This window comes from Providencia sp. PROV268 (genome assembly GCF_028477805.1).
In the GTDB taxonomy this organism is placed as follows: domain Bacteria; phylum Pseudomonadota; class Gammaproteobacteria; order Enterobacterales; family Enterobacteriaceae; genus Providencia; species Providencia stuartii.
Genome location: NZ_JAMPLW010000002.1, coordinates 211,916 through 230,110, shown reverse-complemented (window position 1 = coordinate 230,110; position 18,195 = coordinate 211,916). Strand labels below are relative to the sequence as shown.

Genomic DNA, 18,195 nt, shown 5'->3' with positions numbered 1-18,195 from the left:
GCTATTTTTTATAAGTAAGAAACCCGCTTTTACAGAGTACGCCCCGTCATTTTGGGGGTTAATGCGCCGTAATCATTGATGGTTTGGAAGGAAATCTCACCATTTGCATTAGCCGGTACGGTTACTGACGCGTCACCGAAAGGCGGTACTAGCACATTATCTAGCTTCACCGAGCCGATTTTTAGTTCAGCTACCGTGGCAAAATATGGTGTTGGATTAGTGACAAACAGTGTTCCGGCTTGCCGCTTAAAACGTAATTCTTCAGCCACTTTATCTGGCGCAATCGCCAAATCAGTAGGACGATAATAAAGTTTGATACGGCTGATAATCGCTAATTGCAGGGTATTTTCATTTTGCTTTGACTTATCCATAGCAGGTATCGCTTTGACATTTAACCAAAACAAGCTTTCTCTATCATTAGGCAATTGATTATTGGTTGCATCAATAATTCGTAAGGTATTTTCTTTTTTACCTTGCATAGAAAACAGCGGAGGTGTGATAGCAAATTGATTATCTTTTTGACCGTTAGCATTTTCTACCCATGATTGGATAAGAAAAACGCCCTTTTCATCATTATTGGTGACAGCAAGTTGAACCTGTTTTTGCCCTGCTGGGTAAATAACCCGCGTAGCGCCCAAAGCAACTCCTGCGTATACCTGAGTTGATATACTTGAGCAGAGTAATATAAATAACGCAGTAATTAGTTTACGAGTTGTTCCTGTTCTCATGGTTACATCTGTCCTTCTTTTACTAAAAACATTAAAAATACGCGCAGACATTTTTTTGATCTTTTTATTCATTCATATGTGAGCGAAAACAGTGCTTGAGCATCCGCTTTTCCGCCTGTAATTTGGTCGCTAGTCGCACGATACTTCGCGACAAAATGTAAAGTCATATCACCGTTACTGACTCGCTCTATTTTTCGTGGTGAACTATTTATTGGGATCAACGTATCTTTTGAGTCAAAAATAGCCAGTCCCACACCTGTTGCCGTATTAGGTCCATTATCAATAGCAAAGATCGCTGGGTTTTTATCGTTAGCAATACCCGCAAAAGTGATTGAGACGTATTCACTAGCAACAGCACTACATTCTCGGAGATGAATATCAAAGATCACGGGGTCTGTATCTTGGCCTGATGCATTGAGCATATTGGTGCGCAACTGCCCCATATTCACGATCAAACTTCTATCTGAAGTTTCAACACTACAAGCTTCAGCAATCAGTTCCCCTTGAAAGCGCATTCCTCCGCCTGGAAGTTGGACTTGCCACTTATTTCCAGCTTCCATAAGCGGAGAAACCAAAAGTAGTAGAGCAAGTATCAGCCCTCTCATGAGCTTTCACCTTTTTAGTTTTGTTTATAAAAAGCCGTCCATGGCCTATTGGGTTTTTCACCCTTCATCCATCGCGCAATAATTACTCGTACTGAACCGCAAATGTTGCGTCAGCATTCGCAATACCTGCTGTTGTTGCACCAAGTGCATAGTAACGTGCTTGGAATGGCAGAACGTTATTACCATCATTCAAAGTGATAGCACTACTAAATGTTGCACCATCGAGCTCTAGAGGTACGCTTTTGGAGTCTAAAATTTGAATACCAACGTTAGTCGCAGAACCTGCTGCTGAACCCGCAACAGCTAGAACCGTTGGGTTAGCGGCATTTGCGGCTACGCCTCTAAACGCGACTTTTGCAGACGTTGCAACAGTGGTATCACAATCATTCAATTGAATGTTGAAACCAACTGGAGAGCTGGTGTCACCTGCTTGTGCTAACTTAGCAGTACGGAATTGGCCAAGACGTACAGTTTGTTCTACAGAGTTAGCATCAACAGCACATGCTGCGTTCACCAACTCACCTTTAAAGTGCACAGTACCGCCATTAACTGTTGTCGTTTCTGCAACAGCAGCAACTGAACTTAAAGATAGAGCCGAAACAATAACAAGTGCTAGTGATTTAACTTTCATAAAATTTCCTTATGTTTATTTATTGCAAAAACTTTGACAATAGAGGAGGGTTAGTACCATTTAAATAAAGACACAGTTAAAATGTTCGAATTTAATTAAATTACAAAACTGTAATTCAATTAAATTTAAATATCTGCCATGCCTTATTACTCTCTGCGTGTGTTTTTATATTTATCAGAATCAAAAAAACGCTTTATTTTTTCGAAAAACATTTCAACATCTGCCCCATCCATTTCAAGCGCATTAAAAAGTATAATTAATTTGTCGAATGTTATATTATTAACCCCATTTTCATAACGGGATATTTGTTGCTGACTTACATTAATTTTTTTGGCTAATTCGCTGCCTGTTAATCCGGTTCTTCTACGATAAGACTTCAGCATTCTGCCAATATTATTAGATAACGAATCATATTTTCGCTCTCGCATTCTAAACCTCTCTAACTATTATTAGCGGATTTATTCTATGTATTGTTTATAAGAGAAACATTCGTCAACTCACATTAGGATATAGAATCATTTTTCGAGTTAAAAATTGTTTTTTTCGATCGAATTGTCTAATTTTGATAGTCGAAATCTATTGTATTTTTGTTTTCGATCGGTTTTTTCGATTAAAATAAGAGGGGATCAAAAGAAAAATCCCTTATTAATTAATAATATAAATAAAGTTAGATTTTAATTTAAAATAAAAAGAAATATTTAGGTGAATAATACGATAAATAAATTACATGTAATACATGTAATTTAGAAACAATAATTTACAATAAATAGCTAAAGTAGGCATATATTAAAAAAACAAAAAAATCGCTGAAGTAAAACTAAAAAACACGATCAACAAACAAAATAAAGAAAACAAGAATTTTATTTCAATAAGAATATCAAAAAACGTGACCAAAACATTATCCACTAAGAAAATTTAAAATACTAACCAATACAGAAATTCTATAAATCTAATAATTTTTTCACGTTATTGAAAATAAAAACAGTTAAACACCCACCGTTAAGATAATTAGCCAAAAATTATTTACCCAACAGAATAGTGATTATTTACTCCTGTAATTTCAAACTCAATCTCAAAGAACAAAAAACAATCAAACACATAAGAAATACAAATGAATGATTGAAAACTCAGTATTATTTACACATTATAATAGAATTTACTCGTATTAATTCACCTTCTCCCTCTTCCGCAATAAAAATAAAAAACCAATATTGATCAAAAAAAGATTGATTATAATTGATAATAAACTTTAAAAATAAAATAGGAAACAAATTACTCTAAAAATGATAATGATTAATGTCAACTGAAGTATTATGGTAAGTTTTAGAAAGGATAATGTAGAGAGTTACTATAAACGCCAGTAATCCTCTATTTGACAACTTATTTATAATTGGATCTTTTGCTACTTTCTCAGCGATTTCAACAGATAAGTCAATCTAAGCACAAGGGGCCTAGGTTCCTTTGATTTCATCGCTGCTAAATGTCGCTAAGATAACCTCATTCTAAACTAGGTAGTATAAAAACCTTCACCGTCAACAGCGGTTTTAATCGATTTATCATAAAGCAATGAGAGTGCTTAACCTCACCTATCGCTTCACGTTTCGCGGGGATCATCTACTTGGCATTATCAAAATCAATTTCATCCCAACGGGCAAAGCACAATTCACTAGAACGAATAAAGACTAACAAAGTCAGTGTATAACCTTTCCCGTCCGGTTTAGCTGCACGAACTTTTGTATCGGTTAATACCATATTCTTTGTTCTCTTCACCTCAGAGTGGGTATATACGAGATATCTCAGATGATTTCGCGTTGTCCACATCCCCTAAAATGAGACAGCTATAATTAGATTTTCTGCCCTAAAAATAGCAGAGATCATGATGAAAAAAGTTCGTTTTACTGAGGTAATCCCCCCGTTTTTAACCGAGGTTATAAGTAGAATCAGGTCATTCGTTGTAGATGTTGCATTGGGGTATAGCCATTCAACGCCATGTTCGGTCGTTCGTGATTATAAAACCATTGCCACCGTGTAGCATAGTCTTGTAATTCATCCAGTGATGAAAACAAGTATTGCCCTAACCACTCATAGCGGACTGTCCGATTATAACGCTCAATGTAAGCATTTTGCTGCGGATTACCCGGCTGGATAAAGTTTATTTTGATATCTTGCAGATTAGCCGATGATATCAATATATTACTGGTGTATTCTGGCCCATTATCACAGCGTATGGAAACCGGTTTTCCTTTCCACTCAATAAGTTGCTCTAGTACTCTTACAACCCGACTCGCCGGCAGGGAAAAATCCACTTCAATAGCTAATGCTTCACGATTAAAATCATCGATGATATTCAATAAACGGACTGAGCGTCCATCCGACAGTTGATCATGCATAAAGTCCATTGACCAACATTCATTGCTCGTTTCGGGTACCGTCAGTGGCTCGGGCTTATCCCGTTTTAGGCGTTTCTTCGGCTTTATTCGCATGTTCAGTGACAACGCACAATAAATTCGGTAAACCCTTTTGTGGTTAAATCTTAAGTTTTTTACGTTTCGAAGGTATAAAAAGCACAAGCCAAATCCCCAGTTGCGCTGGCTATCAGTGATGCGTATCAGCCAGTCAGCTATTGCTTCATTTTCTTTACTCAGTTTAGCTTGATAACGATAGCAACTTTCGCTCACTACAAATAACTGGCAGGCAAAACGTACGCTGATATTCCGTATTTTGACAGCTTCTTGCGCCATCCGCTTTCGATGCGATGGCTTCACCACTTTTTTGCCATAGCTTCCTGAATGATCTCAGCTTTCAACCTTTCTTCTGCATACATTTTTTTGAGGCGGCGATTTTCCTCTTCCAGTTCTTTCAAGCGGGTCATCATGGAAGCATCCATCCCACTAAAGCGTGAGCGCCACTTATAAAAACTGGCGTTGCTCATACCATGTTCGCGGCACAGTTCAGAAACAGGCGTTCCCGCCTCAGCTTGCTTAAGGATGGTGATAATTTGGCTATCGGTAAAACGTGCTTTTTTCATAGAGATTTCCTCAGTTCAGATTACAAGAAAATTCTACTTATTAATACACCGATTTTTCGGGGGGATTACCCCTCAAAAAGGAATGACTCATGACACAACTTTTCCATTTTGATAAAGCACTAAAAGCACTTCAAGAGGGGCCGGCTTTGACTGGTAAAGACGGCATCCTGCCACAACTGAGTAAGCAATTTACTGAAGCTGCATTATCCGCTGAATTAGGCTCTCATTTGTTGAATGATGTTGAGGCTCGTCGTCGAAATGGAGCAACCAAAAAGACGATTAAAAAGCCAGAGGTAACGTTGAGCTAGCAACCCCAGGCGACCACAATGGGTCTTTCGAACCGTAGTTTGTGAAAAAACACCATACTACGCTATCGAATGAGATAGAACACAAGATCACACGTCTTTTTACCTTTGGTATAAGTTACTCAGTTGTTAGTCAGGATATTGAAGACCTATATACTTTTAGCATATCAGCCGCCATAATTAGCGCAGTGATCAATAAAGTTATCCCTGAACTTAAGCCGTGGCAACAGCGATCTCTGGATGCGCCTTATTCTTCATCTGGCTAGATGCCATCCACTACAAAGTGAATCAAGACGGTCGCTATGTGAGCAAGACGATTTATACGGTTCTTGTCCTTAATTTAGAGGGTAAAAAAAGATATACTAGGTCTGTATCTTTCTGAAAGCGAAGGGGATAGTTTTTAGCTTAGTGTGTTGACTGACCCGCAAAACTGGGGGGTAGAAGATATATAAATTGCCTGTGTTGATAGGCCAATTGGCTTCCATGATACAATTAACAGTATCTACCTTCAAATTGAGGTTCAGTTGTGTGTTATTGATTAAATTAAGAATTTAATCAAATGCATAGAATCAAGACACCGTAAAGTATTTATGACAGATCTCAAGCTAGTTTACCGTGCAGTTTCAAAGGAAGTGGTAGAAATCGACACACCGGCAGTTCCGCAAACTTACGAAAACCAAAGGGGCATTTCCAAACGAAAAAGCATATAAAAAATACTGTACTCTGTGTTACTTTGTGTGCAGGAAAAGTGGATGATACCAATCCCAAATTGGAACCTAGTCTTATCACATTATCGAGATATTTTGAAAGGGTTCGATAATGTGATGGCTTTGTGTATTTAACCCTATATTTCCAGAAACTTTTTATCACTTATATGAGTTCGACACCGCTTGTACTCTTGCGGAGAACGATAACCGAGAGTACTGTGAGGATACCATTCATTGTAATGCTCGAAGACTGCCGCAAGATTTTTTACTGCCGTTAATCCATTAGGTTTTGGCATTAAACTTATGTAGTCTCGTTTCATGATTTTTACAAAAATTTCTGTAATACCGTTACTTTGGGGACGACCTACCGCCAGATGTTTAGGGGATAAACAAATTTGTTTACCGAACCACTTCGCTTCATGGGATCGATGCGCTGAGACATTGTCGGTCAATCACTCTACTGACTTTGTCGGTAACCAGTTTAGTATGGTGCTGGATCGCCATCCAGATAGCATGGGCATCCATGACGTCGGTTTTATTGTCGATCACGAAGGCTTTGATGAATTTTCCCTGAAGTAACCTGACATTATGCTACATTTTTTCAGCTCCCGCAGCTAATGCAGGGAGTCGCCGCAGGCTTCCATACAGATAAGGTAAGGTTCACAATTGCTGAGGTATTCCAACAGGGCACCGCACTTTATATGTTTATCGATGATTTCACCTGTATATTCATCAATGAAGTAAATCTGCATAAGATGTTTTGAGATATCGATGCCAACGGGGATATATTTCATGTTGTGGATTCTCTAGTTACCAGGGAGCTTTATTCATCCCGTATTGGGTACAATCATGCCAGAAGCTTGCTAGGATCAATACCTCATCTGCCGATCCCCTCACCACTCTCAAATAGTTGAGATGCGTTCAAATCATTTTTTAAGAACTAGTCTAAAAGCTAGTATTAAGAGCCTATCTCAATAGGACTTTATTCCAGACGATCAGACCACAGGTAAAATGCAACATGGCCTCGTAATTTTCGATCTTCTTTTCCCATCGGGTCAGAATTCGGCGAAAACGATTCATCCAACTGTGCATTCTTTCGACGCCCCAATGATGGGCTTTGAAGTCCGTGTTTTTACTGGCGTCAGACTCTTCTTTACGGGACTGGATATACAGCTCGTAACCGCGGTTTTGTAGATAGGTTTTCAGCCAGCCTGCATCGTAACCTTTGTCCAGACAGAGTCTCAGTTTTTGTCCCGGACGCCCCGTCTGAAGGGCATCGAGTGTATCTGCAACCAGTTTGATATCATGCATGTTTGCTGCTGCAACAACCAGCGACAGAGGAAGCCCGTTGGCATCCGTAAGCAGGCTACGTTTTACGCCTTGTTTTCCTCTGTCGGTTGGATTGCGGGCCTGTTTTTTTGTTCCAGACAGTGGTGATTTGGTCATGCAGCCGTCCATTGACAACCATGACCAGTCAATACCGTCCAGATATTCACAGGTAAGCAAACCATTCTGCCAAAAGCGCTCAAAGACACCGGCATCACGCCATTCCTGAAAGCGCCGGTGTGCAGAACTCGAAGAACATATCCCGTGGCATTCAGGGCGTTCCACTGACAGCCAGTTCTGAGTACAAAGAATATGGCATTCATGGCAGCACGGTTATCAACTCGTTTGCGGTGAGTGCCGAGCGGATGATTAGTTTTGTGTTCTGGGATAAGCGGTGCTAATTTTTCCCAGAGTTCATCGCTGATCCGCCATCTGCTACCTGTCATATTTTCACCTTCAGAAATTACCTGTTACGACATTCTGACAATCCCTTTTGGGGTAAGTTTTAGTCTTTCTTACAAAATAATTTATGATAGGATAAGGCCTAATAAAATTAATTAGGTTGGAGCCTATTCCGTGTTTTATATCCATCAGGCCAGCTTCAACCCGTAGAGATGATTGAGTCATTGTGGATGAATAACAGCGTTGAGCGGATCAGTTTAATGTTATTATGCGATGCCAGTCATTACTTGATAAACAGAGTATTAAGACATTGGTTGAATGGGATAAACAAGACGCATGACAAATGATGGTCTGAAACAAACAGTAGTGGCGAAGCCAGATAGGCTTTCGCAGATAGCGCAGTTGCCACAAGCAACCAGGGATCGCATTGCCCACATCGATTTCACCTTATTGTTTAAGGGAGAAGCGGTGCGGGCGGATTTAGTCGATCGCTTCAGCATAGCCGCTGCGCAAGCAACGAAAGACTTCACCATGTACCGAGAGCTTGCACCAGGCAACATTGAGTATGACCAAAAGCTCAAGTTGCATAAACGTGGTGAAGCATTTGAACCCTTGTTCGACTATGACGTTGTTCGAACACTGGCGACCATTAGCCAAGGTTACGGAGATGGCTTTACTGGCAAGGTAAAACCACCCCTTGCTTGTGAAGCGCCTTATCACCTTAACAAGCCAAGTTTATCGATAGTAGCGAAAGTCACCGAGGCCATACACAAAGGCAAAGCCTTGCGTATCACCTATGTGTCGTTATCGAGTGGTGAAACAACGCGTGAAATTGCGCCGCATACGCTGGTGGACAATGGCCTGCGTTGGCATGTTCGTGGTTTTGACCGCAAGCATAATGAGTTCCGTGACTTTGTGTTGACCCGAATTAAAGCAGCGGGTGTGCTTGAGGATTCCACTTTGTCTGAAACGGAGCTCGAAAGCCAGGACAGGCAATGGAACCGATTTGTGGAGCTTGAGTTAGTACCACACCCACGCATAAAGCACAGCGAAGCGATTGAACTGGATTATGGTATGACGGGCGGCGTTCTAAAGCTTGAGATTAGAGCTGCAACGGCAGGCTATTTACTCAGACAATGGAATGTGGATTGTTCTTCCAACGCCACACTAAAAGATGGTGGAGCTCAATTGCATTTAAAGAACAGAGCAACACTTTATGGAGTTAAAAACATCATGCTAGCTCCAGGGATTGAAAAAGAACTTGGTAACTAATGCACAAAAACGAACTTGGCGCAGGGAATAAATTTTGATGAAAATAATCGATAACCTTAACAACCTATTAGGTGACGAGCTTCAACAGACGCTGACACCGAATACAAAGTTAAAGATTGCTGCGTCTTGCTTTTCTATTTATGCGTATGAGGCTCTCAAAAAGGAGTTAGCGAAGATAGACTCACTTGAGTTCATCTTCACATCACCTACTTTTGTCGCAGATGAAGTTACCGATAAATTCAAAAAAGAAAAACGAGAGTTCTTTATCCCCAAAGCTGGGCGTGAACGCAGCCTTTACGGAACTGACTTTGAAATACAGTTAAAGAATAAGCTCACTCAAAAAGCGATCGCTAAAGAGTGTGCAAACTGGATCAGAAAGAAAGCGACATTCAAATCAAACAAAACTGATTCTCCAATGCAGTCGTTTGTTGTGACGGAAGCATCTAGACAGCAAGCAGATGCAATAAGTGCAGTTTTTGCTCCGGTTAGCGGTTTTACGGCGGTTGATCTAGGGTATCAGCGAGGCAATGCTATTTCGAATTTTGTGCAAAAAATCGATGAGCCAAATTTCACAGCGCAGTACTTACAGTTATTCGACCAAATTTGGAAAGATCCTGCGAAGCTTCAAGATGTTACTAAAACCATTTGCGAGCATATAGAATCTGTCTACCAAGAAAACTCGCCCGAAAAAGTCTATTTCATTATTTTGTATAACATTTTTAATGAATTTCTTGATGATATTACAGAGGATGTATTACCAAATGATCGAACAGGCTATCAGGACACCTTGATTTGGAACAAGTTATTTAACTACCAAAAAGATGCCGCGACTGGGATTATCAATAAGTTAGAGACCTATAACGGCTGCATTCTGGCTGATAGTGTTGGTCTTGGTAAAACATTTACAGCGTTAGCCGTCATCAAGTATTACGAGCTCAGAAACAAATCTGTGCTGATTCTATGTCCGAAAAAGTTAGCGGATAACTGGCTCAACTTTAATCGAAACTTAAAGACAAATATCTTTGCTAAAGACCGTTTTAGTTACGATGTTTTGTGTCACACAGATTTGAGCAGAACCTCTGGCGAATCCTTCGGTACTCCGTTGAATAGAATAAACTGGGGTAACTATGACTTGGTCGTCATTGATGAGTCGCATAACTTTAGAAATAATGATGCAGTGAAAGATCGAGAAACTCGATATCAGAAACTGATGAATAAAGTTATTCGGGCTGGCGTGAAAACCAAAGTTCTGATGCTATCAGCGACACCAGTGAATAATAGATTTACTGACCTAAGAAACCAGCTCGCGTTAGCTTATGAAGGCGAGTCGAGCAATCTCACAAAGCATCTTAAAACCACAAAAAGCGTAGAACAGATATTCAACCAAGCACAAGCCGCATTTAACGCTTGGTCCAAACTAGACCCAGAGACGCGAACAGCTAAAGCCATTCTCGATGCCTTGGATTTTGACTTTTTTGAACTGCTTGATAGCGTCACTATCGCTCGCTCACGAAAGCACATCACAACATTCTACGATACGACAGATATTGGCCATTTTCCTGAACGTAACAAGCCAATCTCGTTTCATTGTCCGCTTACTACTCGTTCGGATGTAGTAAGCCTGAATGAGATCTTTGAACAGCTTAAGCTACTCAAGCTATCTGTCTATGCGCCAGTGAGTTATATCCTCCCGAGTAGATTGAAAAAATACGAAGAGATGTATGATACGCAAGTTGAAGGCGGAAAAGGTAAGTTAAAACAAAGCGACCGTGAAAAAAGCTTGGTTGCATTGATGACAACGAATCTGCTGAAGCGTCTTGAGAGTTCTGTATACTCGTTCAGAACTACCTTGCAATCCCTTCATGATAACCATGTTCGTGTTCTTGCAATTATCGACGAGTTTTATAAGCGAGACGGGCAAACCGAAGTGAGCAGTCTGGTTGAAGCGCTTGAGTCTATTGAAGCAGATGAAGACGATATGCCTTCTTATCACGATATGGAAATCGGCAACAAAATCAAAATTAAGCTAATGGATATGGACCTTCCATCCTGGCAGCAGGATTTAGATGGTGATTTGGAACTGATCAAAGGGTTACTAGATTCTGTTCGCAAAATTAAGCCAGAAGAAGATGCTAAGTTGCAGCATCTAAAATCACATATTGCAGCAAAAATAAATAATCCGATAAATCCTGGAAACAGGAAAATTATCGTGTTCACGGCGTTTGCTGACACCGCTCAATATCTGTACGAGCAGTTATCACCTGTGATGTTAAACAAGCATACAATCCATACTGCGATGATCACTGGTGGTGCCAGTTTACCTAAGACCACCTTAAAAACCGGACGAAAAGGTTACGACACACAAGAAGTACTCACCTTGTTTTCTCCAGTTTCCAAATCGAAAGCCAGTGTATTACCTGACGAACCCGCTGAAATCGATTTGTTGATTGCTACAGATTGTATCTCTGAAGGCCAGAACTTACAGGACTGCGATTACTTAATTAACTTTGATATTCACTGGAATCCAGTTCGAATTATCCAACGTTTTGGGCGTGTTGACCGTATTGGTTCACCGAATAAATGCATTCAGTTAGTTAACTACTGGCCTGATATATCGCTGGATGAGTACATCAACTTAAAAGAACGTGTTGAAAGTCGAATGACGATTGTTGACGTGACAGCGACCGGTGATGATAACGTCTTAAGTAGTCAAGCTAACGATGTGTCGTATCGTAAAGAGCAGTTAAAGAAGCTGCAAGAAGAAGTCATTGAACTTGAAGATTTAAAAACGGGGGTTTCTATCACCGATCTAGGTCTAAACGAATTTCGGATGGACCTACTTAATTTAATGAAACTCTACGGCGAACCAAGAAATGCACCAAGTGGCATGCATGCGGTGGTTGAAGCTAAGCCTGAATTAGGGTTATTGCCTGGCGTGGTGTTTGCGCTGAAAAACGTCAATAACAGTATCGATAGAGATCTGCAAAACAGGCTCCACCCTTATTACCTTGTCTATGTATCGAATGAGGGGCACATCGTCGCTAATCATTTTGAGGTAAAGAGACTATTAGATTTAATCCGCAGTAGCTGTAAAGGGCAAACAGAGCCGCTCAGTGAGATTTGTGCGTTATTTAATCGCCTAACACAAGACGGTCGAGATATGCAGCGTTACTCTCACCTTCTAACAGATGCCATAAAAAGCATGGTTGAAGTTAAGGAAGAAAAAGATATTGATAGTTTGTTCAGTGGTGGCGCTACCTCAGCTTTAGTGAATACATTTGCCGGGCTTGATGACTTTGAATTGCTGGCATTTATTGTGATCCAGCAAAAGCATCTGATGGAAAACAGTGATCAGGATGAGGTTAGCTAGTTTATGAACTCACCTTGGATATTTCCTGACAACGCAAAGTTCGGTCGAGTCGTGCCTAAGAACAAAATATATGAGCACAGCGCGGCAAGCACTGGGTTGAAGTCACTTTTTGTAGAGCAAGTAGATCAAATTCTTTGGGCTTACAAGCTATCGCCTAGCACGCTGAATATTCCCCAAACCAGTGAGGTCAGTGAAATACAGGTTTTCAGTGTGAAGCTTAAAGGTGACTCAATAGACGACAGCGTACTAAAAGCGATTGATTTGGCCATACCTTTTCCCATTCTATTTGAGGTATGGGGTGCTAGTGGTGAGCAAGGCCACTACGCCGCTTGCTATAAGCGTAAGGCAGAGAACGATCAGGCCAAATGGGTTTGTAGCCGATATTTGTGCTCAGAAACGTTCTATTTAGGTAATGTATCAACAGTAACTTCTGAAGTTTTGGGTTTGCCTACCGCAATCGATATGGCGGAGCTGTATCAAAAGCTTCTTACACGCTTGTTACCCATATCCAAACGAACTGCCGAGAGTATTGAAGAGGTCATTGAACGCTTGGCAGCAATTCAGGCATTGGAAAAGCAAATCTCGCAATATAAGAAGAAGGTTCATGCTGAGAAACAGTTTAACCGAAAGGTTGAGCTCAATAAGCAGTTAAAGAATTTAAGGTGCGAGCTTGAAGAGTTACTCGCATAAAGAATAAACAATTTCAATAAGTTAAATAGTGCCACATGCTTTTTATGCAAGGCATCACGCAAAAGGTGAACACATGAATAAATTAAAAATGCACAGCCCCGACATGACGCAGCAAAACATAGAGAAAATTCAGGCGTTGTTTCCGAACTGCGTGACGGAATCAAAAGGGGCTAACGGAGAACTAAAGCTAGCCATTGATTTTGACCAACTTAAACAAGAACTATCAAATTCAATCGTTGAAGGCCCGCAAGAGCGCTATCAGCTGAACTGGCCCGGTAAGCGAGAAGCACTACTAACAGCGAATGCACCTATTGCCAAGACCTTAAGACCTTGTCGAGAAGAGAGTGTCAATTTTGACACCACTAAAAACCTGTTTATTGAAGGCGATAATCTCGATGCTCTGAAACTCATGCAGGAGACTTATCTCGGCAAGGTGAAGATGATCTATATCGACCCGCCGTATAACACTGGGAAGGATTTCATTTATGCCGATAACTTTGCTGAATCCACGGAAGAATACCTGTTGGATTCGGGACAGAAAGATGAAGGAGGCAATCGTTTGGTGGCTAACACCGACTCCAATGGCCGCTTCCACTCCGACTGGTTGAGCATGATGTATTCGAGGTTGAAGCTGGCGATAACCCTGCTGAAGGATGCTGGGGTTATTTTTATCAGTATAGATGACAATGAAGTTTCCAATCTTCGGAAAATGTGTGATGAGATTTTTGGGGAAGATAACTTTATTGCAAACATCATTTGGTCAAGAAAAAGGGGGAAGGATAATTCAGCTAAATTTTTCAGTCGCAATCATGAACACTTAATTGTTTATGCAAAAAACATTCGGACTACTGAGTTTGGCAGACTTGATATGCCTGAAGAAACGAGAAAGGCTTATAAAAATCCAGACAATGATTCCCGAGGAGACTACCGATTGCTAGGAGTCTGGGCTAGAGGTTCACAAGGTGGTTCTTTATATGATTTTAAATCTAAAACAGGTGAATATTTTACTGAAAGAAAATGGCTTGTTGGTAAAGGTACTATGGAGGCTTTAGATTCAGATAACAAGTTAAAGTTCAATGGGGATAAGGTATACAGGAAGTTATTTCTCACTGAATATAAAGGAGATATCCCAGAAACTATTTGGCTGGATGCTTCAAATGCTGCCAATGCTGCTGATGAAATAAAAGCGTTATTAGGGACTCAAGTTTTTGATACAGTAAAACCAATTCCATATTTACTAAAAATGATAAAATGCGGCCTTGAAAAAGATGATGTTATTTTAGATTTCTTTGCTGGCTCCGCCACCACCGCCCATGCCACAATGCAGTTAAATGCAGAAGATGGCGGTAACCGAAAATTTGTCATGGTTCAGTTGCCCGAAGAGTGTGATAAAAAGTCAGAAGCCTTCAAAGCTGGCTACAAAAACATTGCTGAGATTTCTAAAGAACGCATTCGCCGAGCTGGCGCAAAAATATTAGAAGGCGAGTGCCACAAAGACTGGAATAAGGACGTTGGCTTCCGAGTACTTAAAGTGGACTCATCCAATATGGCAGATGTTTACTACTCGCCAGATCAGGTTACTCAGGGTTCGTTAGACTTATTGGTAGATAATATTAAAGCAGACCGCACTGATGAAGATTTACTCTTTCAAGTTCTCCTTGATTGGGGCGTCGATTTAACCTTGCCAATTAGAAAAGAAACGATTCAAGGTAAATCGGTATTCTTGGTCGATGATGATGCACTGGTGGCCTGTTTTGATCTGCGCATAAATGAAGCTTTGATTAAAGAGTTAGCTGCAAAAGAACCACTTCGTGTGGTGTTCCGTGACGACGGCTTTGAGTCTGATGCAGTAAAAATTAATGCCGAGCAGATTTTCAAGCAGGTGTCGCCACATACTGAAGTTAAAGCGATATAAGGGGGGAGCATGAAGTTAAAGTTCAAAGTCCAACCTTATCAAACTGTTGCCGTAGAGTCGGTTGTAGATTGCTTTGCGGGGCAACCTAATACCTCCGGCGTAACCTACCGAATCGATCCTGGTGTTGCCAAAGATAAATTTGGTAATGCTGGTTGGGATATGAGCGACCAGGATGGTTTTAAAAATGCTGAACTTGCGATCACTGAATCGCAGTTATTGCAAAATATCCATGGTGTTCAAAGTAGACAGAACCTCCCTGTTTCAGAAGCGTTAGTCAGCAATGCTAGCTCTAAGATTAATCTCGATGTCGAAATGGAAACCGGTACTGGTAAGACATATTGCTACATCAAAACCATCTTTGAGATGAATAAGCGCTATGGCTGGAGCAAATTTATTATCGTTGTGCCTAGCATCGCCATTCGTGAAGGTGTTTACAAGTCGCTGCAAATCACCGGTGAGCATTTTGCTCAGAATTACGACGGTAAAAAGGCTCGGTTCTTTATCTATAACTCGAAACAATTGCACCAGTTAGAGAGTTTTTCTTCTGACAGTGGCATCAATGTGATGGTCATTAATATTCAAGCCTTTAATGCGTCAGGAAAAGACAATCGACGTATTTATGAAGAGTTGGATGACTTTCAGTCTAGGCGTCCTATTGATGTTATTAGTGCAAACCGTCCAATCCTGATTTTGGATGAGCCACAAAAGATGGAAGGTAAGAAGACATTAGATGCCTTAGCCAAATTCAAACCACTGATGGTACTTCGATATTCGGCCACGCATAAGACAACACATAATAAAGTGCATCGCCTGGATGCGCTTGACGCTTATAACAATAAGCTGGTTAAGAAAATTGCCGTTCGTGGTATTTCAGTAAAAGGCTTGGCGGGAACGACAGCCTATCTATATTTGGAATCCATCGAGATCTCGAAAAAAATGCCAGTGGCTCGCATTGAGATCGAAGTTAAACAACAAAATGGCATTAAACGCATACCCAAGAAGGTCACTAAGGGCGATAATCTTTTTGATCTTAGCAATGGTCTGGACCAGTACCGTGACTTTGTAGTTACTGATGTCAATGCGATTAACGACACGGTTGAATTCAAAAATGGCCATGTATTAACCGCGGGCGATGCCACGGGAGACGTGACCGAAGAGACCATTCGCCGAATACAGATCCGCGAGACAATTAAAGCGCACCTTGAAAAAGAAAAAACACTTTTTAGCCAGGGTATAAAGGTTCTCTCTCTCTTTTTTATTGACGAAGTCGCAAAGTATAGGGACTACTCTCAAGCCGATGAAAAAGGTGATTATGCTCGCGTCTTTGAAGAAGAGTATTCCTTGCTTGTACAGGAGTATCTTGATGAGTTGTCCCTTTTGCCAAGTGAGCAGACTGATGCCTATAAAGCCTATCTATCGGCCCTTGAAGGCTCTAGAACGCATAATGGTTACTTCTCAATTGATAAGAAATCAAATCGTCTTCAGAACCCCGGCTTTAAAGTCCGTGGTGAAGATGCCGGCCTATCAGACGATGTAGATGCCTATGATTTGATTTTAAAAGACAAGGAAAAGTTACTCTCTTTTGAAGAGCCTACTCGATTTATCTTTTCACACTCGGCTTTGCGCGAGGGGTGGGATAATCCAAACGTATTTGTCATGTGTATGTTAAAACACAGCGACAACACTATCTCTCGTCGTCAAGAAGTTGGGCGTGGTTTACGTCTGGCCGTCAATAAACATGGTGACAGACAAGACCATCCGGCAACTGTGCATGAAATTAATGTTTTGTCGGTGATTGCAAGTGAAAGCTATAAAGACTTTGTCACGAATCTGCAAAAAGAAATCAGCGAGTCTCTCTCAGCGAGACCTAGAAAAGCAGATGAAGCTTATTTTACGGGTAAGACAATTACAACGGCTGATGGCCCGGTAGAAGTAACACCTGTCATGGCTAAGCAAATTTATAAGTATTTGCTTAAAAATGATTATACCAATGAAGCAGACGATTCAATTGCGCCATCATTCCACCAGGCTAAGGCTAATGGACAGTTGGCCCCAATGCCTGTTGAGTTAGAGCCATACCGAGAACAGATATTAACCCTGATTGACGGTGTTTATAGTGAAGCACAACTTCCTGGTGTTGGTGATGATCGTAAACCTAAAAACAATCCGTTGAATGCTAATTTTGATAAGAAAGAGTTTCAGGAGCTTTGGCACAAAATCAATCGCAAAGCGGTTTATAAGGTTGATTTTGATTCATCTGAGTTGATAAAAAACTGCATTCGGGTTCTCAACAAAGAACTTAAGGTAACGCCTCTTCAGTACACGATTCAAGATGGTGTTCAATTGGATGGTATTACCGACGAGCAACTAAAATCTGGACAAAGTTTCAAGGTGAAAAACACCGAGACCGAAACTCACCAATCGAGCATTCATTCTGCTGTTCGTTATGACTTGGTTGGTAAGTTGGCTGAAAATTGTGTACTGACTCGCAAAACAGTCGCTGAAATTCTGATGGGTATAGAACCTGTTGTATTTGCACAATTTAAGCAGAACCCTGAGCATTTTCTCGCTGAGGCTTCACGCCTTATGAAAGAGCAAAAGGCGTCTGTGATTATCGAGAAGCTATCATATGATCCAACGAACGAATCTTATGATGTTGATATATTCACGGCAGAGCAAAAAATCACTGATATGACAAAAGCCGTTAGTGGCGTTAATAAGCATATTTATGATTATGTTGTCGTTGATTCACAAGGCATTGAACGAGACTTTGTTACCGAGCTTGATACAAGCAAAGAAGTCGTGGTTTATGCAAAACTGCCTCGTGGTTTTCTGATACCAACGCCTGTTGGCGACTACAACCCTGATTGGGCGATTTCTTTCAAAGAAGGAAGTGTTAAACACATTTACTTTATTGCAGAGACTAAAGGAACGATGTCTTCGCTTAAATTACGTGGCATAGAAGATCGCAAGATTGAATGTGCTAGGAAATTCTTTGAAAAAATTAATGCAGAGATCACGAGTGAAAACGTCAAATATGATGTTGTAACGAGTTACTCGAAATTGATGGAAGTAGTAAGCGGCTAGTTGTTTCCGTTTTTATATCGGGCTGTCAGTTCATCTGACTGACAGCTCATTTTTAGTTTCATAACAATAATTGGAAAATTGAGTCAGCAGATTGAGTCTAAATGTCGCTCACTCATGCGGCTATATTTT

Annotated in this window: 12 protein-coding genes and 3 pseudogenes; 6 read left to right on the top strand and 9 right to left on the bottom strand. The window is 40.7% G+C overall.

The genetic code is table 11. The features are described 5' to 3' along the window. Positions 1 to 29 precede the first annotated feature (29 nt). From PR699_RS03020 to PR699_RS02995, 6 genes are all read right to left on the bottom strand, one after another. Positions 30 to 728 (bottom strand): fimbria/pilus periplasmic chaperone, encoded by a 699-nt coding sequence (locus PR699_RS03020; protein WP_036944095.1) that lies wholly within the window; start codon positions 726 to 728, stop codon positions 30 to 32. A gap of 68 nt (positions 729 to 796) precedes the next feature. After that, complete coding sequence (locus PR699_RS03015) at positions 797 to 1,333, bottom strand: fimbrial protein (protein WP_014657377.1); 537 nt, start codon at positions 1,331 to 1,333, stop codon at positions 797 to 799. 82 nt (positions 1,334 to 1,415) lie between these two features. Next, positions 1,416 to 1,964, bottom strand: coding sequence for a type 1 fimbrial major subunit FimA (gene fimA, locus PR699_RS03010; RefSeq protein ID WP_014657376.1), 549 nt, complete (start codon positions 1,962 to 1,964; stop codon positions 1,416 to 1,418). A 146-nt stretch (positions 1,965 to 2,110) separates the two neighbouring features. Continuing rightward, complete coding sequence (locus PR699_RS03005) at positions 2,111 to 2,392, bottom strand: helix-turn-helix domain-containing protein (protein ID WP_014657375.1); 282 nt, start codon at positions 2,390 to 2,392, stop codon at positions 2,111 to 2,113. A 1,186-nt stretch (positions 2,393 to 3,578) separates the two neighbouring features. Continuing rightward, a complete protein-coding gene (locus PR699_RS03000) occupies positions 3,579 to 3,716 on the bottom strand; it encodes a prophage integrase (protein WP_014657374.1) in 138 nt (45 codons plus the stop codon). 188 nt (positions 3,717 to 3,904) lie between these two features. Further along, positions 3,905 to 4,992 (bottom strand): IS3 family transposase gene (locus tag PR699_RS02995; RefSeq protein WP_148271204.1). Its coding sequence is split into 2 segments (ribosomal slippage): positions 3,905 to 4,740 and positions 4,740 to 4,992, totalling 1,089 coding nucleotides; the frame shifts between segments, so codons are not numbered across the junction. 89 nt (positions 4,993 to 5,081) lie between these two features. Here PR699_RS02995 and PR699_RS02990 point away from each other — a divergent pair. After that, a pseudogene (locus tag PR699_RS02990) lies at positions 5,082 to 6,139 on the top strand (transposase). Positions 6,140 to 6,141: 2 nt separating this feature from the next. On the opposite strand, the pseudogene PR699_RS02985 reads toward PR699_RS02990, so the two are convergent. From PR699_RS02985 to PR699_RS02975, 3 genes and pseudogenes are all read right to left on the bottom strand, one after another. Beyond that, positions 6,142 to 6,486 (bottom strand): annotated as a pseudogene (locus PR699_RS02985) (integrase core domain-containing protein); the annotation flags it as partial. Between the two features lie 10 nt (positions 6,487 to 6,496). Further along, positions 6,497 to 6,798, bottom strand: a pseudogene (locus PR699_RS02980) (IS110 family transposase); the annotation flags it as partial. 172 nt (positions 6,799 to 6,970) lie between these two features. Beyond that, a protein-coding gene (locus PR699_RS02975; protein ID WP_148271203.1) for an IS5 family transposase occupies positions 6,971 to 7,776 on the bottom strand; the annotation gives its coding sequence in 2 pieces (ribosomal slippage) (positions 6,971 to 7,590 and positions 7,590 to 7,776; 807 coding nt in all). A gap of 292 nt (positions 7,777 to 8,068) precedes the next feature. On the opposite strand from PR699_RS02975, the gene PR699_RS02970 reads away from it, so the two are divergent. The 5 genes from PR699_RS02970 (at position 8,069) to PR699_RS02950 (ending at position 18,066) form a co-directional block, all read left to right on the top strand. Next, positions 8,069 to 9,004 carry a WYL domain-containing protein gene (locus PR699_RS02970; RefSeq protein ID WP_014657367.1) on the top strand — a complete coding sequence of 312 codons (936 nt, stop codon included), beginning with the start codon at positions 8,069 to 8,071 and terminating at the stop codon, positions 9,002 to 9,004. A 37-nt stretch (positions 9,005 to 9,041) separates the two neighbouring features. Further along, complete coding sequence (locus tag PR699_RS02965; RefSeq protein WP_014657366.1) at positions 9,042 to 12,374, top strand: SNF2-related protein; 3,333 nt, start codon at positions 9,042 to 9,044, stop codon at positions 12,372 to 12,374. Between the two features lie 3 nt (positions 12,375 to 12,377). Beyond that, entirely contained in the window at positions 12,378 to 13,064 is a 687-nt protein-coding gene (locus PR699_RS02960; protein ID WP_014657365.1) for a DUF4391 domain-containing protein, read from the top strand. A gap of 73 nt (positions 13,065 to 13,137) precedes the next feature. Further along, positions 13,138 to 14,979 (top strand): site-specific DNA-methyltransferase, encoded by a 1,842-nt coding sequence (locus PR699_RS02955; RefSeq protein WP_014657364.1) that lies wholly within the window; start codon positions 13,138 to 13,140, stop codon positions 14,977 to 14,979. Between the two features lie 9 nt (positions 14,980 to 14,988). Then, positions 14,989 to 18,066: a type III restriction-modification system endonuclease gene (locus tag PR699_RS02950; RefSeq protein ID WP_272572946.1), complete on the top strand. Its 3,078-nt coding sequence runs from the start codon at positions 14,989 to 14,991 to the stop codon at positions 18,064 to 18,066. Positions 18,067 to 18,195: the final 129 nt, after the last annotated feature.